Annotated in this window: 13 protein-coding genes and 5 pseudogenes; 11 read left to right on the top strand and 7 right to left on the bottom strand. The window is 72.0% G+C overall.

Features of this window, described 5'->3' with window-relative positions; all coding sequences use genetic code 11:
- The first annotated feature begins 82 nt into the window (after window positions 1-82).
- The gene (locus ACFZBT_RS27830; RefSeq protein WP_391108787.1) at window positions 83-1,267 is read left to right on the top strand and encodes a type III polyketide synthase; all 1,185 of its coding nucleotides are present in this window, start codon (window positions 83-85) and stop codon (window positions 1,265-1,267) included.
- Between the two features lie 5 nt (window positions 1,268-1,272).
- On the opposite strand, the gene ACFZBT_RS27825 is transcribed toward ACFZBT_RS27830, so the two are convergent.
- The gene (locus ACFZBT_RS27825) at window positions 1,273-3,435 is read right to left on the bottom strand and encodes a SpoIIE family protein phosphatase (RefSeq protein WP_391108784.1); all 2,163 of its coding nucleotides are present in this window, start codon (window positions 3,433-3,435) and stop codon (window positions 1,273-1,275) included.
- A gap of 299 nt (window positions 3,436-3,734) precedes the next feature.
- Between ACFZBT_RS27825 and ACFZBT_RS27820 the strand changes: the two genes are divergently transcribed.
- Genes ACFZBT_RS27820 through ACFZBT_RS27810 form a run of 3 tightly spaced genes read left to right on the top strand, consistent with a single transcriptional unit; the run spans window position 3,735 to window position 7,831 of the window.
- Window positions 3,735-5,255: a SpoIIE family protein phosphatase gene (locus tag ACFZBT_RS27820; RefSeq protein WP_391108781.1), complete on the top strand. Its 1,521-nt coding sequence runs from the start codon at window positions 3,735-3,737 to the stop codon at window positions 5,253-5,255.
- Between the two features lie 51 nt (window positions 5,256-5,306).
- Entirely contained in the window at window positions 5,307-5,990 is a 684-nt protein-coding gene (locus tag ACFZBT_RS27815; RefSeq protein ID WP_391108779.1) for a methyltransferase domain-containing protein, read from the top strand.
- Window positions 5,991-6,043: 53 nt separating this feature from the next.
- Window positions 6,044-7,831: a SpoIIE family protein phosphatase gene (locus ACFZBT_RS27810; RefSeq protein ID WP_391108776.1), complete on the top strand. Its 1,788-nt coding sequence runs from the start codon at window positions 6,044-6,046 to the stop codon at window positions 7,829-7,831.
- A 209-nt stretch (window positions 7,832-8,040) separates the two neighbouring features.
- On the opposite strand, the pseudogene ACFZBT_RS27805 reads toward ACFZBT_RS27810, so the two are convergent.
- Window positions 8,041-8,313: pseudogene (locus ACFZBT_RS27805) on the bottom strand (acyl-CoA dehydrogenase); the annotation flags it as partial.
- Window positions 8,314-8,575: 262 nt separating this feature from the next.
- Between ACFZBT_RS27805 and ACFZBT_RS27800 the strand changes: the two are divergent.
- Window positions 8,576-10,039 (top strand): aldehyde dehydrogenase family protein, encoded by a 1,464-nt coding sequence (locus tag ACFZBT_RS27800; RefSeq protein WP_391108774.1) that lies wholly within the window; start codon window positions 8,576-8,578, stop codon window positions 10,037-10,039.
- A 30-nt stretch (window positions 10,040-10,069) separates the two neighbouring features.
- Window positions 10,070-10,255: a hypothetical protein gene (locus ACFZBT_RS27795; protein WP_391109085.1), complete on the top strand. Its 186-nt coding sequence runs from the start codon at window positions 10,070-10,072 to the stop codon at window positions 10,253-10,255.
- 22 nt (window positions 10,256-10,277) lie between these two features.
- Here ACFZBT_RS27795 and ACFZBT_RS27790 read toward each other — a convergent pair.
- A pseudogene (locus ACFZBT_RS27790) lies at window positions 10,278-10,613 on the bottom strand (alpha/beta fold hydrolase); the annotation flags it as partial.
- Window positions 10,579-10,976 (bottom strand): annotated as a pseudogene (locus ACFZBT_RS27785) (nuclear transport factor 2 family protein). The pseudogenes ACFZBT_RS27785 and ACFZBT_RS27790, both read right to left, overlap by 35 nt.
- Window positions 10,977-11,150: 174 nt before the next feature.
- Here ACFZBT_RS27785 and ACFZBT_RS27780 point away from each other — a divergent pair.
- The 5 genes and pseudogenes from ACFZBT_RS27780 to ACFZBT_RS27760 all read left to right on the top strand — a co-directional run bounded on the left by ACFZBT_RS27780 (window position 11,151) and on the right by ACFZBT_RS27760 (window position 16,600).
- Window positions 11,151-12,149: an ElyC/SanA/YdcF family protein gene (locus ACFZBT_RS27780; RefSeq protein WP_391108772.1), complete on the top strand. Its 999-nt coding sequence runs from the start codon at window positions 11,151-11,153 to the stop codon at window positions 12,147-12,149.
- Window positions 12,150-12,440: 291 nt separating this feature from the next.
- Window positions 12,441-13,607: a substrate-binding domain-containing protein gene (locus tag ACFZBT_RS27775; protein WP_391108769.1), complete on the top strand. Its 1,167-nt coding sequence runs from the start codon at window positions 12,441-12,443 to the stop codon at window positions 13,605-13,607.
- Window positions 13,608-13,955: 348 nt separating this feature from the next.
- A pseudogene (locus tag ACFZBT_RS27770) lies at window positions 13,956-14,144 on the top strand (sugar ABC transporter substrate-binding protein); the annotation flags it as partial.
- 31 nt (window positions 14,145-14,175) lie between these two features.
- A pseudogene (locus tag ACFZBT_RS27765) lies at window positions 14,176-14,469 on the top strand (beta-galactosidase trimerization domain-containing protein); the annotation flags it as partial.
- Between the two features lie 352 nt (window positions 14,470-14,821).
- Entirely contained in the window at window positions 14,822-16,600 is a 1,779-nt protein-coding gene (locus tag ACFZBT_RS27760) for an RICIN domain-containing protein (RefSeq protein ID WP_391108766.1), read from the top strand.
- A 166-nt stretch (window positions 16,601-16,766) separates the two neighbouring features.
- Here ACFZBT_RS27760 and ACFZBT_RS27755 read toward each other — a convergent pair whose 3' ends face one another.
- From ACFZBT_RS27755 to ACFZBT_RS27745, 3 genes are all read right to left on the bottom strand, one after another.
- Complete coding sequence (locus ACFZBT_RS27755) at window positions 16,767-16,994, bottom strand: hypothetical protein (RefSeq protein WP_391108763.1); 228 nt, start codon at window positions 16,992-16,994, stop codon at window positions 16,767-16,769.
- A 178-nt stretch (window positions 16,995-17,172) separates the two neighbouring features.
- A complete protein-coding gene (locus ACFZBT_RS27750) occupies window positions 17,173-17,832 on the bottom strand; it encodes a response regulator (RefSeq protein WP_391108760.1) in 660 nt (219 codons plus the stop codon).
- A 1-nt stretch (window position 17,833) separates the two neighbouring features.
- Window positions 17,834-19,144, bottom strand: coding sequence for a sensor domain-containing protein (locus tag ACFZBT_RS27745; RefSeq protein ID WP_391108757.1), 1,311 nt, complete (start codon window positions 19,142-19,144; stop codon window positions 17,834-17,836).
- Window positions 19,145-19,210 lie beyond the last annotated feature (66 nt).

Genomic DNA, 19,210 nt, shown 5'->3' with positions numbered 1-19,210 from the left:
ACTTGGACGCACCACGTCCAAGTGATCCATGACACAGCGTTCGTGATGCTCCGCCTCGTCACCCCGGAGAAAGGTGCCGACCATGACCGCATATCTGTGCCCGCCCGCCGTGATACACGGCGAGCACAACGTGAAGACCAGCCAGATCGTGGCAGAAGTGCGCGACCGGCACCCGCACGCCGCGTGGGCGCCGCGGATCGACACCATCGCGGCCAGTACGGGCATCGAGAACCGCGGGTGGATGCTGCCGCTGGAGACCGCCGTCGCACCCGGCGACGGGAGCGCCCTGCCGGCCGCCGGTATCGGGCCCGCCCGGGAAGCCCTGACCGGCGACGGGTTCACCGAGAAGGACGTGGATCGCGTGATCGCCGCCCTCGAGTCGGTACCCGCGCCGCAGACCGTCCAGGAGCGCACCGCCCCGGCGTGGGCGGCCGTGCGGTCCTGCGGGGAGCACGCGGCACGCGGGGCCCTGCAGATCGCCGGGCTGGACGCCGAGGACGTCGACTGCCTGATCACCAGTCACTCCACCACCCCGGCGCTGCCGGGCCTGGACGTCGCCCTGGCCAACAGGCTCCCGCTCCGCGACGACGTGATGCTGCTGCCGGCCACACAGTGGGCCTGCGTCGCCGGGACCCGCTCCCTGGCGCTGGCGGCCGATCTCGTGGCCGCGGATCCCGACCGGGTGGTCCTGGTCGTCATATCGGAGGCGCTGAGCACGACCTACCAGCCCGCGGACGACACCCTCGAGTCCTTGATCGTCCGGTTGCTGTTCGCGGACACCGCGGTCGCCGCGGTGGTCACGGGCCGTCCGCGGCCCGAGTCCGTGCTGCGACTGGACGCCGCCTGGCACCACACGCTGCCCGGCACCCAGGACCTGCACCGCCTGGAGACGCGGGAGGACGGCACCCACTTCGTGATGGACCGGCGCGGGCCGCGCGCCGTTCAGGAGACGGTCACCGCGATGTGGGATTGGCTGCGCGTCCGGTACCAGGACGACCCCGGCTCATGGCACCCCGACGTCCTGCTCGCGCACCCCGGCGGAACACGCGTGCTGGAGTACATGGAGCAGACGATGCCCGGCGGATGGCCGTCGGGGCTGCTGGACTACAGCCGGGAGAGCTACACCAGCGGCAACCGCGGAGGCGCCGCCGTCTTCGACATCATGCGCAGGGCGCACGACGCGGGGCAGGAGCGAGGCAGCCGCGCCGTCCTGTACGCGGCGGCCCCGGGGCTCACGGCCACCGCTCTGGAAGGGCGGTGGCTGTAGCCGCGTCACCGCTCGACGGATGCCCAGACCACCTTGCCGGTGTCCGTCCACCGCACCCCCCACCGGGTGGTGAGCCCATGCACGACACGCAAGCCACGGCCACCGTCGTCGAACAGCCCGCCCCGGCCCAGCCGCGGCCTGCCGTTGCCGGTGTCGCCCACCTCGCACAGCAGCCCGTGACCGGCCCTGATCAGCCGTATCGTGATCGGCCCCTCGGCGAAGCGGACCGCGTTGGCGACCAGTTCGCTGACCACCAGCAGCACGCTGTCCCGGGTGTCGGCTCGGGTGCGCCACTGCCCCAGCAGCGCGGAGACCAGCACCCGGGCCCGGGCGGCGGCGTCGCCGCGGGCGGGCAGCCGCCAGGTCGCGGTGTCGTCCTTGCGGTAGCCGATCATGCGCGCGAGCAGCAGGGTCACGTCGTCGCGGCGGCGCACGGGCGCCAGCTCGGAGACCACGTGCCGCGCGGCCCGCTGCAGGGCGTCCCAGGGGTGCACCGTGGACACGACCTCCGCCAGCCTGCCGATGCCCTCGTCGATCGACAGTGCGGGATCCTCCACCAGGCCGTCGGTGTAGAGAGCGAGCAGCGAGCCCGGTGGTACGGCGAACACGTGCACGTCGAACGGCTCCCGGAGCGCGAACTCGGCGCCCAGCCCGGGGTGCGGGCGCACCGCGACAGAGCCGGCGGGCCCGTCCGGCGGCACCAGGACCGGGGGGAGGTGTCCGGCGCTGGACAGCGCCACCTGGTGGCTGACCGGGTCGTACACGGCGATGCAGCAGGTCGAGCCGAGGGCGCTGTAGCCGGCCACCAGGCCGGACTCGGTGTCGTCCAGCAGGGTCACGGTCTCGTCCAGGTGCTCCAGCACCTCGTTGGGCGCCAGCCCGGCGGACAGCAGGGCACGGGCCTCCATGCTCAGCTGTCCCATGGTCGCCGCGGCTCCCAGGCCGTGCCCGACGACGTCACCGACGACCAGCGCGGTACGGCCGTCCGGCAGCGGAAAGCTGTTCACCCAGTCGCCGCCGACGCCCGCGCTGTCGGGGGTGGCGGGCTGGTAGACACTGGCGGTCTCGATGGTGTCGCCGGCGGACCGTGGCAGCAGTCGTCGCTGCAGCGCCAGCACCTGTGTGTGCTCGCGCTGGTGCTGACGGGCCAGGTCGACGTGGTGAGAGGTCCGCGCCACCAGCTCCTGCAGGTCGAGCAGCTCGCTGTCGTGGAAGGGGCGGTCCGCCCGCCGCCAGACCTCCGCCACGCCCAGCACCACGGGCGGCGCCCCGTTCAGGACCAGCGGTATGTACGCGACAGCCACGGCACGGTCACCGGGCACCAGGGCACGTACCAGCCGCGGGCTGCCGAGTACCCGCTCGATCCCCGCCCGGTCGGGTATGACGATGGCCTGGGCGGCGTCGTCGCGCCGTATCGCCTGGGACAGCAGGCGACTCGCGTCGCCGGGAAGATCGTCGCCCGGCGTCACGTAGCCGTCGGGCCAGGCCCGGTCCGGCACCAGGGCCGCCCGCCGCAGCCGGATGCGCCGCTGCGGCTGCTCGGTGACCACCTCGCCCGTCCACACGGCGAGGTCGAGGTCGATGGCGGCCACGTCTCCCCAGGCCAGCAGTGACCGCGCGAGCGACTGCGCGGTCTCGCCGATGTCCAGCGAGGTCCCGATCGCGGTCTCGGCGGCGTACAGGTGCAGCCTCCTGGCCATGGCGATCAGGGAGACGGTCAGGCCGTCCTGAGGCGGCGCGGCGGCCAGGATGCTCATCGAGACCACCAGCTCCGACCCGTCACCCCTCCGCAGGCGCTGGACCCGGGCCACATGCGGCTCACCGGTCTCGAGGACCTGCCGCAACCGCCGCGTGACCGTCGGTACGTCCCAGGGAGGCAGCAGATCGACGAAAGCGCTCCCGGTCACGGCCTCCACCCCCGCGAAGACGGGGGCGCCCAGGTTGGAGCGGGTGATCCTCAGATCCCGGTCGAGGTTGACCGCGCCGAGGATCTGCTCCTGACGGCCGGCTGCCGGATCGGCGTGCACACGGTGGCTGGAGGCGCTGTCGCCCTGCGGGTCGGCAGAACCGGCGGCCGCTGCCGCCCCGCCGCGTGGGATGTACTGCCCCACAGCGCCGCTGACCATGTCGAACGCCGACGCGGACGAGGGGGAGGGGGTGGAGTCCATGCGGCTCTCTCAGCTCGCTCGCCAACCCCGGCACAGCGCCGGGGCCGTATCAGAACCCGGGCGACAGGGCCCCGAGATTCCTGACCGCACACTTCATTCAATAACACGCGGGGCCGCTTCGCCCACACCGGCGTCGCGCGGAAAGCACGGACGGTGGGGGGACGCCACGTTCGGTCAACGAACCGGCGGAGGTTCCGCCCGGGCGGCGGAGGGGGACGATGGAGGTGCCGGGGACGGACGCCGGCACAGCGTCCGGCCCGGCAGGCGAGGTTCGACGGGAGCCGGAAGGAGCCTGGGGCATGGGTGCGGCTGAACCCTTCCGGGATGATCCCGGCACAGCGGATGTCGCTCCGTCCGGGCCGGGTGGGCTGCTCGACGTGCTGAACGTCGCCGCCGTCCTCCTCGACGCCGAGGGCAGGATCGATCTCTGGAGCCCGCAGGCCGAGACCCTCTTCGGCTACACCGCCGAGGAGGCACTGGGCCAGTACGCGGGCCACCTGCTGATCGACAAGACGCACCTCGACACCGTCCTTGCCCTGCTCGACCGGGTCATGCGGGAGGGCGAAAGCTGGGTAGAGGTCTTCCCTGTCCGGCACAAGGACGGCAGCACCCGGCTGGTGGAGTTCCGCAATATGCGGCTGCAGGACGACCGGCACGACTACTGGGCCCTGGGCCTGGCCACGGACCAGGCCACGCTGCGGGGCGTGGAGCGGAACCTGTCCCTGTCCGCCCAGCTGGTGTCCCAGTCACCGATCGGGCTGGGCATGCTGGACACCGAACTGCGGTACATCTCCGTCAATCCCGCGGAGGAACGGATGAACGGAGTGCCGGCGGCCGAGCACATAGGCCGCCACATCCACGAGGTGCTGCCCTTCCTCGACGAGTCCTTCGAAGCGGCCATGCGCAAGGTCCTGGCCACCGGAACGCCCATCCTGGACCAGTACGTCGTCGGCCGCACAGCGGCCGACCCGCACAACGATCACGCCTGGTCGATCTCGTTCTACCGGCTCGAAGCCCCCAACGGGAAAGTACTGGGAGTGGCCACCTCCAGTGTCGACGTCACCGACCGTCACCGGGCCGTGGAGGAACAACGCCGCACCGCCCTCACTCTCCAGCGCAGCCTGCTCCCCCGCCCCCCGCCACGGCGGCCCGGCCTCGACATCGCCTACCGCTACCGCCCCGCCCAGGCCACCATCGAGATCGGCGGCGACTGGTTCGACGTCATCTCGCTGGCCGGCGACAAGACGGCCCTGGTCATCGGCGACGTGATGGGCAGCGGCGTCACGGCCGCCGCCGCCATGGGGCAACTGCGCACCGCCGCGAGAACCCTCGCCGACCTCGATCTGGCCCCCGCCCAGGTCCTGCACCACCTCGACCACATCACGGACGGCCTCGGCACCATCGCGACCTGCGTCTACGCCGTCTTCGACCCCCGCACCGCCGAATGCCACATCTCCGTCGCCGGCCACCTGCCGCCCGTCCTTCTCCATCCGGGCGCACCCGAACTCCTCGACCTTCCCACCGGCGTGCCCCTGGGCGTCTGCGGCACCTCCTTCGACACCACCTCCATCGCCTTCCCGCCGGGGAACCAGCTCGTCCTCTACACCGACGGCCTCATCGAGACCCGCGACCAGCCGATCGACGCACGCCTGAACACGCTCCTCGACGTCCTCGACCATGCCGGCCGTTCGCTGAACGCCACCTGCGAGCTGCTTCTGCACACCCTGCGTGGGGAAGGGAACCCCGACGACGTGGCCCTGCTCATCGCCCGGGCCGGTCACAGCCCGGCGGACGAGGCGGGGATGTCGACCCGGACCTGATAAGGGAGGATATATGGAGAAATTTCACAGGATGGGCAAGGGGAAACGCCTGTGAGCAGCAGCCCTCCCGGCAAGCCGGGCTACGCGGACGCGCTGCCTGACCGCACCGGCCAGGCGGAGGCCTTCGACGCCATCGGCGACCGCTACGACGAGGCCTTCCCGCACAAGGAGGGGCAGGTCGCGGCCGCCGAGTGGCTCGTGGACTCCCTACCGGCCGGGTCCCGCGTGCTGGACCTGGGATGCGGCACGGGGCTCCCGACCGCCCGGCAGCTGGCGGAGGCGGGGCTGGAGGTCGTCGGCGTCGACCTGTCAGGCGGAATGACCGCCCTGGCCCGCGAGCACGTGCCCGACGGCACCTTCCACCAGGCTGACATCGCCGATCTGCGGCCGGGAGGACCCCGCGACCTCGGCCGGTTCGACGCGGTGGCCGCCTTCTTCTCCCTGCTCATGCTGCCGCGCGCCGAGATCCCCCTCGCGCTGCGGACCGTCCGCCACCTGCTGATGCCGGGCGGCATGTTCGTGCTGTCGATGGTGGAGGCCGACGTGGACGACTTCTCGATCCCGTTCCTCGGAAAGACCATCCGGGTGTCCGGGTACCTGCGGGACGAGTTGCGGGAGATCGTCGAGGCGACCGGCTTCGAGATCGTCGAGGAGGCCTCCTACACCTACGCACCCGCGAGCGCCGACGTACCGCCCGAGGTGCAGATCTTCCTGCGCTGCCGACGGCACGGCTGACGGCCGCCTCTCCGCCGGCACCGGCAGGGGCCCACCCAGACGGAAGCGACACAGTGACGAAGCACCTGGGAGCTCATGAACACCCCGGCAGGGGGGCCAGGGCGGACGCGCCCGTCGCGCCCCCGCGTCGGCCACAGCTCCTCGGACCGCAGACCGACCGGCTCCGCTACCTCGACGAGGCGACGCGCCGGATCGCCCGCGGCATCGATCTCGACGAGGCGCTGCACGCACTGTGCCGGGCGGCGGTGCCGGCCTTCGCCGACACGGCTTTCGTCCACCTGTCCGATCCACTGCCGGTCGGGGACGAAGGTCCTGACGCCCCCGTCCTGCTGCGGCTGCACAGCACGGACCGTGCGCCGCCGAGGGATCCGGCCGCCCGCGGGCGCGGTTTCTCCCCGGAGACCCCGGCGGACGCGCGGCCGGCGGACTTCGTACGGCCGGCCGCCGGCGGCCGACTGGCCGAGCTGCTGCAAGCCGGGCAGCCCGCGTCGGGGGACGCCCCAGGGGTCGTGCCGGCCCTGGCCGAGCTGCTGGGACCGGTGAGTCTTCCCGGAGCGGCGCGGCCCGGACCTCGGCTGATCATCGCTCCGCTGCACGGCCGCCGCCACGTCATGGGCAGCGTCGTCCTCATCCGCCGCCCCGACCGGCCCGCCTTCACCGAAGACGACCTGCTCGTCGCCTCCCAGCTCGCCACCCACACCGCACTCGGCGTCGACAAGGCCGCGCTCTACCTCCGCGAGACATCGGTCGCCGCCGCACTGCAGCGCACGATGCTCCCTCCGGCACTGCCCCAGCCGACCGGAGTCCGGCTGGCAAGCCGTTACCTGCCCGCCTCGCGGGCCTCCCAGGTGGGCGGGGACTGGTACGACGCGATCCCCCTGCCCGGCAACCGTGTCGCGCTGGTGATCGGCGACGTCATGGGCCATTCCATGACGTCGGCCGCCATCATGGGCCAGCTGCGCACCATCGTGCAGACCCTGGCCGGGCTCGACCTTCCTCCCGACGAGGTCCTGCACCACCTCGACGAACAGGCGGAGCGGCTGGGCAGCGAGCACATGGCGACCTGCCTGTACGCGATGTACGACCCCGTCCTGCATCGGCTGCTGGTCGCCAACGCCGGTCACCCACCTCCGGTCCTCCTCCACGCGGACGGCCGGGAGGAGGTGCTGCCGATCCCGCCCGGGGCGCCGATCGGCGTCGGCAGCGGCGCCTTCGAGTCCACCGAGATGCACGCGCCGTCCGGGGCGACTCTGCTGCTGTACACCGACGGGCTCGTCGAGTCCCGCGACTCGGACGTGCTGTCCGGCGTGGAGCGGCTGTGCGCACACCTGCGCGCCGCCACCGCCGGTTCGCGGCCCCCGGCACTGGAAGTGCTGTGCGACCAGGCACTGGGCACGTTGGGCACGCGCGAACGGGACGACGACATCGCGCTGCTCGCGGCCCGGTTCGAGGGCATCCTGCCCGAGACGGTGGCGTACTGGTACATGGCTCCACGGCCGCAGACCGCGGGGCAGGCCCGCCGGCTGACGCGCAGGACCCTGCGGCACTGGGGTCTTGACGCGATGGTGGAGCCGGCCGAACTGCTGGTCAGCGAGGTGGTGGCGAACGCCGTACGCTTCGCGTCCCGGCCGCTCACCCTGCGCCTGCTCCGCACGGACGTACTCCGCTGCGAGGTGGGCGACGACTCCACGCAGGTGCCGAGGATGCGGCACGCCATGCTGAGTGACGAGGGTGGCCGGGGACTGTTCCTGGTCGACCAGCTGGCGGAGAGCTGGGGGGCGACCAGGGTGAGCACCGGCAAGGTCGTCTGGTTCGAGCTGGCGCTGCCCGGCCGGGAATGACAGGAGGATGGCGCTTTGGCGCCGCCCGCGACCGGCAGACCGGCGTCCCCGGCACCGGCGGCCCGAAAGGCCGGTGTGCCCCACGGCCTGTAGAACGGAGCGAGCACCACCTTCCGGGAGTCCCCATCTCCCCCACCAAGCTGCCCCGGGCCCTTTTCGAAGACGCCCGCGCCTTCACCGGCCACGACAGCCGCCACGACGACTTCGCCGGCGGCGAAGAACACGTAGCCGTCGGGGCCTTCGACGTCGGTACGGCGGCCGAAGACGGAGACGAGTCCGGCGGCGTTGCCGTTGCCGATGCAGTACTTGGAGCCGGTGGCGCGGAAGTCGCCGTCGCCGTCGGGCTCGAGCAGCATGTCGGTGGAGTAGATGTCGGCGCCGTGGGCCTTCTCGGACAGGCCGAACGCGAACACCTCTTTCTGCGCGAGGAGTTCGGCGGCGCGGGCGCGGGCGGCGGCGTTGTCGCTCTGCCAGGCCAGGCCGCGTCTGGCAGCGGGTCGAGACCCTGTCCGGCACGTACGAGACGGCCCAGTAGGCGCGCCGAGTCCATCACCGGTGGCCGGGCCGAGTCCAACACCGGTGGCCGGGCCGCGACCCGGCCACCGGCAGAGTGACCGTCCGCTGCCCCGGCTGGCCGCACGGACCTGCGACACATCCATCGCATGACAGGTAGCTGCTTCGCGGGTTGAATTGCCAGGAGAAGAGTGAGTCCCGAATCCACCGAGCGCTGCGGAGGGCGTGATCATGGCTGTCACCGGTGCGCCTGCCTGGCCGAACGCGGCCGAGTGGACGGGGATGATCTACAGCGAGGGCTGGCGGAACGCCGAGAGCCGCACACGGCACGTGATCGAACCGGCCACGGGCGAACCACTGGCGGAGGTGGGCATGGCCTCCCCCGCCGATGTCGAACGGGCCGGCGCCCGAGCCGCCCGTGCCGCGCCGGAATGGGCGGCGACCACGGTGTCCGAGCGTGTTGAGCTGCTGATCCGTGCTGGTGACGCCCTGCGTGAGCACCGTGCGCACGTCCGTGAGTGGATCGTCCGGGAGTCCGGGGGCGCCCCGGCGAAGGGCGAGTACGAGATCGCGGCCGGTCTCGCTCAGCTCCAGCACGCCGTCGGGCTCGCGTCACGACCCCCGGGCGAGGTCCTCACCCCGCAGGTTCCGGGCGGGACGAGTCTGGCCTGGCGGGTGCCCCTGGGGGTGGTGGGAGTGATCACCACCTGGAACGCGCCTCTGCTCTTCGCGATGCGGGCCCTGGCACCGGCACTGGCCCTCGGCAACACCGCGCTGCTCAAGCCCGACCCCCTCACTCCGGTGTCCGGCGGTGTCCTCGTCGCTGAGCTGTTTCGCGAGGCCGGGCTGCCGGACGGCGTGCTGCACGTCCTGCCAGGCGGCGCGCAGACCGGGCGTGCTGTCGTCGCCGACCGGCATGTCGCGATGGTCTCGTTCACCGGCTCCACCGAGGCCGGGCGGCAGGTGGCCCGGGTCGCGGGCGAAGGACTCAAGCGTGTGTCGCTGGAGCTGGGCGGCAAGAACTCGATCATCGTGCTGGAGGACGCGGATGTCGAGGCGGCCGCCACGGCAGGGGCCGTCAGCTCGTTCGGCTATCAAGGCCAGGCCTGCGTGGCCGCCGGACGCCATGTGGTCCACGCGGATGTCGTCGAGGCGTACACGGAGGCGCTCGTCCGGCAGGCTGACGCGCTGCCGACCGGTGATCCCAGCGACGAAGGCGTGGCCATCGGGCCTGTCATCAACGAGCAGCAGGCGGCCCGGATCGAACGGATCGTGGACGAGAGCGTGGCCGCCGGGGCACGGGTGCTGGCCGGAGGGACCCGCGACGGGCTCTTCTACCGGCCCACCGTGCTGGACCGCGTCGAGCGGACCATGCCGGCCTTCACCGAGGAGATCTTCGGGCCGGTCGCCCCGGTCATCCCGTTTCACAGCGAGGACGAGGCCGTGGAAGTCGCCAACGACACCGCGTACGGCCTGACCGCCGCCGTACACTCCGGGTCCGTACCCCGGGCGACCGCTGTCGCCCGGAGGTTGCGCACGGGCATGGTCCACATCAACGACGTGTCCGCCAAGGACGCGGCGAACGCGCCCTTCGGCGGCATGGGCATCTCGGGCAACGCTTCCCGCATCGGCGGCACCGCCAGCCTGGAGCTGTTCACGCAATGGCGCTGGATGACGGCGCCGGGGGTGTCCTGAAGGGCACCCCGCACCGCCCAGCAGACAAACGTGCTCTCCGGCCGCCTGGAGGGCGTACGGGACAAGGGCGCCGGCAAGGCCGTCCGGACCTGCCAGGACCTGTCGCCCGGAGGGGACGCGAAAACTGTGGGCGGCACGCGCGGCCCACAGTTCCTGAACCTGGGGAGGCAGCGCCGGGTCCTCGGTGGCCACGACGTACGTCAGGGGCACGTCTGATGCCTTGACGGCCAGGCCGTCGGGGCGAGTGGATCCAGGTGGGCGGGAAGCCGCCGCCCATCCACTCCATCATCGAGGTGCCGGCTTCCAGGGCGAAGCCGGCGATGCAGACGAGTTCGGCGACCCGGTCCGATGCGGCGGCGGCCCAGGTGGCGGGTACTCCGCCGTAGGAGTGCGCGGCGAGTACGACGGGTCCGTCGACGGCCGCGACGGCGGCGCGCACCACCTCGACGTCCTCGGTCAGCCCCTGGGCGGCCGCGCTGTCGGGATCGTTGCTGGGCAGCTGTGCGGCCTGGGAGGGGATGCCGCGGGCGTCGAGCCTTTCACGCTGGGGGTCGAAGATCCACGGGGTGTGCATCGCACCGGACGATCAGGCCGCCGCGCACGACGAAGTGGTGGGCGACCCGCACGTCGATGTCCTTGCCGGTGGCCTTGTTGGCCGCCGTGTAGCGGGCGAGGACGACGACGTTCTCGCCGTCGACGACGTGGGTGGCGTCGTGGGTGGTCCAGCCGTCCCACTCCTTGCCCAGCTGTTCCATGACGTTGGAGGTGACTCCGTCGGGGTGCGGTAGGTGCCGGCCAGGGGGAAGCCGGCCATCTCCGTCCACTCCACGTCGGGGGCGAGGGTGGTGCGCAGAGCCTCCAGGTCACCGGCCGCGGAGGCCAGGTACTGACGCCGTACGACATCGGCGGTGGCGGTGGACGCCGCGAAGTCGGTCATGGTCAGCCCCACTTCATCTCGCCCTTGGCGATGCCGTCCCGCCGAACGCACCACCGCCCGCGCGCGTTCGGCGCACCACAGCAGGTCTGGGAGGATGGCCGGCAGCCGTCCGTACCGGGGCCAGGAACCCGCGTGCGACGAGAAGGGCGGGCGGAAGAGCGGAGGGGGCGGCACATGCCGGAGTACCCGGAGTACCTCGCGGCGGTCGTGTTCGCCGTGGGCGGCGTCGTCAGCGCCCTGCTGGCACCGCACCGGTTCTCCACCGCCGTCCTGTTCTGCCTCGCGGTGACGTCTGCCGGACTTGGCGTGGCCGTTCGCAGTGCGGCGGACCATCCGACCGTCGCCACCGTCCTCGCCGTCGGCGCCCTGCTCCTGGCGCTCGCGCTGGGCGTGCTGCTGCTGGCCGACGGCGTCCTCCTGGTCCGGCGCTTCGGACCGCAGGCAGCCCTGGTGGCGACCGGGGCCTCCGGCTGCGCGGTGCTGGCGGTGCTCGGCCTCGACGCGGTCTTCCACGTGGTCGGCGGTGAGGCTTTCGGTGTCCTAGTGGTCGCGGTGAACGCGGTCGCGGGATACCTCATTCTGCTCTTCCTCGTCTTCGCCGGCTACGTGTTCGCCCGGGGCCGTAGCGCCCCCCTGCCGGACACCACTCATGTCGTCGTCCTGGGCGCCGGGCTCGACGGCGACCGGCCCGGCCCGCTCCTGACCCGCAGGCTCGAGCGCGCCCTTGCGATCGACGCCGCTCCCGCACCGGACACGCCTCGTGTGGTGTTCGTCCTCTCGGGCGGCCAGGGCGACGACGAGGTCCGCTCCGAGGCCGACGCGATGGCCGACTATCTGCGCGGACGCGGAGTGCCCGCCGACCGGATCGTGCGGGAAGACCGCTCCGTCAACACCGGGCAGAACCTCCGCTTCAGCGCGGCCCTCGTGGACGGGACCGCTCCCGGCCGCCGCGCCACGGTGGTCACCAGCGGCTTCCACGTCTACCGCACGACCCTGCTGGCCCGCCGCGTCGGCGTGCCCGTCCATGTCGTGGGCGCGCCGACCTCCCCCGCCTACTGGCTGGCCGCGACACTGCGCGAATTCGCCGCCGTCCTGTGGCTGGACCGCCTCCTGCTGGTCGGACTCAGCCTGCTGCTGGCAGTTCCGGTGGCGACGGCCGTCTTCCAACAATGAAGTGGCGCCCGCAGACCTCGGTGCCCAGCTTGATGAGGACGAGGACAGCACCAGATTCCGGCCCGGGGCTCCCGGGCTGCGAGTACTGATCCGAGTCAACTCCGCGCGGGCGAGCGGCATCCGGATGGTGACGCCCCCTGCGGCCCTGGCCGGTCGGCGGCCGGACTCACCCGAATCCTGCGCGAAGCCTTGACGCGCTCTGTTCGGATGCGTACATATGACTGCGCTGACATGACAGCGCAGTCACACGGACAGACGGGGGCCTCATGCCGCCGGACCCGAGGAGACACCATGACGCGAGCACCGGGGCGTGGCAGGGGTCCTGCCGCGCCGCGCAGTGTCGACGTGGCCCGGCTGGCGGGGGTCTCCCAGAAGACCGTGTCGCGGGTCTTCAACGACGAGCCGTACGTCTCCGCCGACGTCCGCCGCCGCGTCCTCGAAGCCGCCGAGGAACTCGGCTACCGTCGCAACAACGCCGCCCGGGCGCTGGCCTCGGGGCGGACCCACACCATCGGCGTGGTGACGCTGGGGACCGCCCTCTACGGACCCGCCTCGCTGCTCATGGGCATCGAGCGGGCCGCCCGGGACACCGGGTACGCGCTGCGCGTGGTCAACACCTTGGAAGGGGACCCGGGCGGTGTCCCGGGTGCCGTGAACTCGCTCCTCGACCAGGGCGTGGACGGCATCGTCATCTCCGAGCCGATCGACGAGCAGAGCGACGAGGGGGAGCAGTGGGAACCCTCCGTCGCCGTACCGGTCCTGGTGCTCGGGGCGCCGCCGCCGTTCGCCGGCTCCACGGTGCTCACGGCGGGCGTCGGCGCCGGCCTGATGGCGCGGGCGGCCACAGAACACCTTCTGTGTCTCGGGCATACGACGGTCCATCACCTCGCCGGACCACAGCGCTGGTATGCCGCCCGTGACCGGCTGGGCGGATGGCGGGCGGCGCTGGCCGCTCACGGCAGCCACGAGCCGCCGGTCATCGAAGGCGACTGGTCGGCCGCGTCAGGCTACGCGGCGGGCCGCGCTCTGGCCGCCGATCCGGAGGTGACCGCGGTGTTCGCCGCCAACGACGACATGGCCATCGGCCTGCTGCGCGCGCTGGCGGAATCGGGCCGGCGCGCGCCGGAGGACGTGAGCGTCGTCGGCTTCGACGACATCCCGGTCGCCGCTTATGTGACTCCTCCCCTCACCACGGTGCGCCAGCCCTTCGACGCCGTGGCGCAGGAGGGGCTCAAGCGTCTCGTGCACGCCATCGAGAACCCGCGGGCCGATCCGGTTCCGGCGAGCGGCCCACCGGTCGATCTCGTCGTCCGTGCGTCGACCGCGCCCCCGCCGGACCTGGCGGGCGGGCGACGCGCCGACCAGCTCTCCCGTACTCACCCCGGCGACTCGGCCGCCCCGATCGGAGGTCCCGCCCCCACCGCTGACCAGCCCCTGTCTCGCGGAGCTGCCGGCTGATGCGTGAGCCGCCCCGTCGGCCGGAGCCGAGCTCCGACACCGACACCCGCACCCGCGCATCCGCCGCGCTCTGCCCTGCTGCCTCGCCCCGGCGCTTTCACGTCCCCGGGCGCCCCGCCCGGTGATCGAAGCGCCGACATCTCACGACCGTGGCCGCCTCGCGCGGTCGCCGTACGCACCGGTCCCGGGCGCCTGTCTCCGGGCCACGCCCCGGTGGTGTCCCCGATGACTCGGTCGGACGCCTGAGCTGCCGGTGTTCATCGAACGCCCTGCCCCTCCTCTCCTTCACCTCTGTCTCGCACGCCCTCGCCCGCGTGCCGACCCCATCGCCATCGGCCGGAGTTCACCATGCCCGAATCCAGATCCGTCGCCAGTTCCTCATCGATGAGCCGCCGGCTCTTCCTCGGCGCGACAGGGGCCCTGTCGCTCGGCGCCGCCCTCACGGCCTGCGGCGGAGGCTCGGGCGACTCGTCCGCGTCCTCCGATCCGGTCAGCCAGGCCGACATCGACAAGGCGATGAAGACTCCGACCGAGCTGGCTCGCCGCCTACGCGCACGCGGGCGGCCACCTGGTACTCGGCCGGCGCACCGGATACGCCGACCACGAGGCACGCGCCCGACTCGAACCGGCGCCGGGCCGGCTGGCCGAGGTCGCGGGGGTGACGTACGACGAGTGCAGCAACTCGACCGGCGACGTCCCGGTGCGTGCGCCGGCCGACGGTCCGTTCGCAGTGCCGCAGGGTGCGACGGCGACGCACTGGATCGAGTGCCTGAACGCCGTCGACGCCACGGTGCTCGCCGAGTACGACCACCCGCACTTCGGCCGCTGGCCGGCGGTCACAACCCGCAGCCACGGCGCGGGCCGCATCACCTACGTCGGCACGGTCCCAGGACGCGATTTCGCCCGGGCCCTGGCCGAGTGGCTCGTGCCGTCCGCGGCCGGCGGCCGGCAGGAGCTGCCGGAGAACGTCACCGCGACAACCGGGACGTCCCCGGACGGACACCGAGTCCATGTGATCCACAACTGGAGCTGGGATCCGGCCCGCGTCGCGACCCCGACGGAGCCGCCCGACCTCCTGGACGGCGGCTCCCTCCCCGCAGGACCGCGCTCGACCTCGGCGCGTGGGACGTGCGGGTGTTCATCACCACGGAAGGGCCGACGGCCCAGTGATCACCCCAGGAGGGGCTGTGCACAGAAGAAGACTGACGCAGGTGATGGGAACCTTCGTCGCGACCTCCGCGATGCTGGCCATACCCGCGTCCGGAGCGCAGGCGTACAACCCGACGGGCGGAGTCCTGTACCAGCTCGGCAGCGAAGCCTGTCTGAAGGGGCGCGGCAACTGCGCCGTCTACCCCAAGTCGGCGCAGCTGCCGAGCGGTCGACTGGTCGCGTCGTTCGAGAAGTCCACCGTCGTGACGGAGACGGGCAGCGCCGACAGGCAGACCCTGCCGGTCCACAAGAGCGACGACCACGGAACGACCTGGCAGCCGCTGTCGGAGGTCAAGGCTCCGGCGTACCTCTCCGGCGATCCCCGGTACGCCAAGTACACGAGCAACTGGACGAACCCCTACCTCTACACGCTGCCGCAGGACGTCGGAGACCTGAAGCAGGGCACGCTGCTCCTCGCCAGTGTCGTGTCCGGCGACGACGCGTACTACAAGGAGCGCAAGGCGGCCGACCCGAACTGGACACCGTCCAACGACGGCGACCGCAAGGACCTGGCGATCGCCCTGTACTCCAGCACCGACGAAGGCGCGACCTGGAAGGTCGTCAACGTCGTCGCGACCGGCGGCTGGCAGGGCGGCAGCGCGGGCGCGATCGGCCAGAACGTCGCGGCGGCGAACACCAACAGGCAGGTGGATCCCCTGTGGGAGCCGTACCTGATGGTCTACAAGGGCAAGCTCGTCTGCTACTACTCCGACGAGAACGACTACCTGGGCTTCGACCCGGACACCGGCGTCCCCCGACTGGACCCCGCGAACGACACCGCCACCGATTCGCGAGGCCAGATCCTCGTCCACAAGACCTGGGACGGCCGCAGCGCACAGTGGAGCGCCCCCGTGGTCGACGTCGCGGGACTGACTCAGAACATGGGAGGCGGCAAGACGGAGATCGGCGGCGGCCGGCCGGGCATGACGAACGTCGTCCGGACGACGGACGGCAAGTGGATGCTCCCCTTCGAGTACTGGGGCGGCGGAACCAACACCAGGTACGTGATCGCCGACAACCCGCTGGAGTTCTACCGCGGCTCCGCGACCGGTACGGGGGTAACCTCGCTGCCGGTGGACGCCGGCTCCCGCCCCCTCGCGACAGGCGGCAGCCCGGTGATCATCCGGCTTCCGGGCGGTCGTCTCGTCTACAACGCGTCCGGCAGCGGCAACGTCTGGGTCAACGAGAGCGGACGCAGCGACGGCGTGTGGAAGGAGTACCAGACGACCTCGCGGGGCGCGTACAGCCGCAACCTGCAGTACGTCGAAGGCACCGGCCGCGTCGCGATCCTCAACAACGAGGGCACGTCGGTCCTCCGTTACGCCGAGGTCGACCTCGGCCAGTCGGAGGGCGCCTACTACCAGTTGGTGAACCGCAAGACCGACCAGGTGATCGGTACCGGGGACAACACCAACGACGCCAGCATCGGCAACGGAGACGTCCCCGACGTCCGCCTGGAAGAGCCCGGCTCCGCGTCGAACCCGGACACCCAGTACTGGCACATCGTGACCGAGCCCAACGGCGGCAGGACGCTGCTGAACAAGTCGGGCGGCCGGGCGGCGGCCATCTGGACGGGGAACGCGACGGCGGGCCAGCGCATCGGCCAGTGGGTCGACAACAGCGCCACCGGCAGTTGGAACCTCGTCAAGACCGACGACGGCTTCTACAGACTGCGGTCGGTCAAGAACACCAGCCTGTACCTGACCGGCGCGTCCGAGAGGGCACCGCTCACCCTGCAGAACGCGGTGGCGGACGGCTCGCAGGAATGGGAACTCGTCCGGTAGGCGCGAACCCGACCCGGCCGACACCAGGCGGCGCCCCCGTAGTGACTTCGGGGGCGCCAAGAACGGAGAGAGCACCGAGCTGTCGGGTCACTTGGCAGTTGCTCCTCAACGCGCGCCGAGAAGCCCGGTCAGCAGAGCTCGACCGTCATCCACGCACGACCGCAGGTCAGCGCACTCGGCCTCGCGGCTTCAACGGCACCGGCGGCAGCGCCGGAGCGGGCAGCGGAGCACCGTCGTACCCCTTCACCTCCCCGAACCGCTCGAGACCGATCACCCGGCGCCTGAGCACCTCTTCCACATCCGCCAGAGCCGCCCGCACCCGCTCCAACTCGGCTTCGAGATCCTCCACCAGCACCGCCGCGTCCTTCTGCCGCGCTTCCGACACTGCCCGCATCGACGGCATCCGCCACCCCCGCGAACTCTCGGTCAGCAACGGACCGAGACTTCCGTGCCGGCGTCCATCTCGCGCCTGATCAGCGGAAAACCTCACATAGGGTTCGGAAAGAGAACGACTCTGAGGGAGTCGCCGGCCGGTCAGGGACGAGGATGCTCTTGGCTGTACCAACGCCGTCTCAAGCCAGCCGCCGTACATCTTCCAGATAGCGCAGGACGGCCGCGACTCGGCGGTCCATCTGGTCCGTCGGGGACAGGCCGAGTTTCGCGAAGATGCTGCGGATGTGTTTGTGGACGGCGCCGTCGGTGACGACGAGCTTCTCGGCGATGGCGGAGTTGCCCAACCCCTCGGCCATCAGGGCGAGTACGTCCCGTTCGCGGGGGCTGAGCCGTTCCATGCGGGTGTCCTGGCGGGAGCGGGTGAAGAGCTGGGCGACGACCTCAGGGTCGATGGCGGTGCCGCCACCGGCCACGCGCCGTAGCGCGTCCAGGAACTCCTCGACCCGGCCGACCCGTTCCTTGAGCAGATATCCGAGGCCGTTCACCCCGCCGCCGAGCAACTCGGTGGCGAAGCTCTGCTCGACGTACGCGGACAGCACGAGCACGGCAAGGTCGGGCCGTCGGCGCCGCGCCTCGACCGCGGCGACGATCCCCTCGTCGGTGTGGGTCGGCGGCATCCGTACATCGAGGATGGCGACGTCCGGCTTGTGTACGTCGATGGCAACCAGGGCCTCGTCGGGGGTGCCCGTGGTCGCCACCACGTCGAGCCCCTCGGCGCGCAGCAGCAGGGCGAGCCCCTCACGCAGCAGGGGATCGTCCTCGGCTATCACGATCCGCATGTCAGGCTCCACAGGGGAGATCCACTGTCAGAACGGTCGGACCACCGGGCGGGCTGGTCAGGGCGAGCCTGCCGTCGTGCGCCGCGATGCGGCGACGGATTCCGTTGAGCCCGGAGCCGCCCTCCTCTCCCCCGGAGCCGAAAGCGCGGGAGTCGCCCCCGGCGCCGCCCCTGCCGTCGTCCTCGACGGACAGCAGGAGTCGGCCCCCGCCGCCGCGTGCCGTGACGACGGCGTGCCGGGCGCCGCTGTGCTTGGCGACGTTGGTCAAAGCCTCGGCGACCACGAAGTAGGCGGTCGCCTCGACGGAGGCGGCGCAGCGTTCGGGCACGTCCACGTCGATCCGGCAGGGCACCGCGCAGTTCGCGGCGAGACCGGAGAGCGCGCCCGCGAGACCCCGGTCAGCCAGCACCGGCGGCAGGATGCCGCGGGCGACCGTACGCAGCTCGGCCAGCGCCTGTTCGGCGGCGGACTGGGCGCGTTCCAGGAGTTCGTCGGCGCCCGCCGGATCGCGGGCCACCATGCGGCGGGACGCCCCGATCAGCACGGCGACGGAGACGAGCCGGTTCTGCGCACCGTCGTGCAGCGAGCGTTCGATGCGGCGCAGTTCGGTGGCGTGCGCGTCCAGCGCGGCGGCACGTGTGGCGGTCAACTCCGCGACGCGCAGAGAGAGATCGACATCGGGGCCGGCTGACAGGAGCCGTCGCCCGGGGCCCGCCTGGAGCCGGGCCATACCGGGCGCCAGCCCCAGGACGATGGCGATCCAGCCCACACCCAGCAGCGTCACGGCGACGGCGTCCGGCCAGGTGTGCGCGTTTCCGATTCCCACGGAGGTGGCGGTCGCGCCCTCGGGTATGAACGTCCAGTACAGCGGGAACGCGGTGTCCCGCACGGCGAGAACCGGCAGCACGACGCCGAGCAGTCCGAGCAGCGCCCCCACGGTGGAGTGCCGGACCAGCCAGCCCAGTTCGCCGCGGGTGGTGCGGTCGACGAGGGCGGCCCGCAGCCGCGCGGGCGGGGGCTCCGGGGCGGCGACCTCGGGGCCCCAGCGGGTTAGCCGGCCGCGTTCCCGGCCGGCCAGGGCGTGCAGAGTGCGCAGGAGCGCGGGTGCCATGAGCAGCCCGACGCCGAAGACGCTCGTCGCGGCGGTGAGAGTCAGCCAGAGCAGCAACAGCATGGCGAGCAGGGCCGTGTTGAGCCCGGACGCCAGCTGGGCGATCGCCTCACCGGCGGCGCTCAGGCTCCGTAGCGCGACGTCCTTGAAGCTCTCGCGGCTCTCGCGTCGGTCTGCCGCTCCACTCCTGCCCGCTGTCATGCGAACGACCTTATGCCGCCGGCGGGTTCGCCGTGGCCCGAGCGGTGGGACAGTACAGCCTGCTGT

It is taken from the genome of Streptomyces sp. NPDC008137 (assembly GCF_042957035.1).
Lineage (GTDB): Bacteria > Actinomycetota > Actinomycetes > Streptomycetales > Streptomycetaceae > Streptomyces.
Note: the sequence above shows the minus strand (reverse complement) of the source record. Positions and strands in the feature narration are given on the sequence as shown.

Excerpts from the sequence above, each read along its gene's own strand:
- ACFZBT_RS27760 (WP_391108766.1), top strand. The coding sequence starts at position 14,822 with ATGGGAACCTTCGTCGCGACCTCCGCGATGCTGGCCATACCCGCGTCC.
- ACFZBT_RS27775 (WP_391108769.1), top strand. The coding sequence starts at position 12,441 with ATGACGCGAGCACCGGGGCGTGGCAGGGGTCCTGCCGCGCCGCGCAGT.
- ACFZBT_RS27755 (WP_391108763.1), bottom strand. The coding sequence starts at position 16,994 with ATGCGGGCAGTGTCGGAAGCGCGGCAGAAGGACGCGGCGGTGCTGGTG.
- ACFZBT_RS27825 (WP_391108784.1), bottom strand. The coding sequence starts at position 3,435 with ATGGACTCCACCCCCTCCCCCTCGTCCGCGTCGGCGTTCGACATGGTC.
- ACFZBT_RS27830 (WP_391108787.1), top strand. The coding sequence starts at position 83 with ATGACCGCATATCTGTGCCCGCCCGCCGTGATACACGGCGAGCACAAC.
- ACFZBT_RS27820 (WP_391108781.1), top strand. The coding sequence starts at position 3,735 with ATGGGTGCGGCTGAACCCTTCCGGGATGATCCCGGCACAGCGGATGTC.
- ACFZBT_RS27800 (WP_391108774.1), top strand. The coding sequence starts at position 8,576 with ATGGCTGTCACCGGTGCGCCTGCCTGGCCGAACGCGGCCGAGTGGACG.
- ACFZBT_RS27780 (WP_391108772.1), top strand. The coding sequence starts at position 11,151 with ATGCCGGAGTACCCGGAGTACCTCGCGGCGGTCGTGTTCGCCGTGGGC.
- ACFZBT_RS27750 (WP_391108760.1), bottom strand. The coding sequence starts at position 17,832 with ATGCGGATCGTGATAGCCGAGGACGATCCCCTGCTGCGTGAGGGGCTC.
- ACFZBT_RS27745 (WP_391108757.1), bottom strand. The coding sequence starts at position 19,144 with ATGACAGCGGGCAGGAGTGGAGCGGCAGACCGACGCGAGAGCCGCGAG.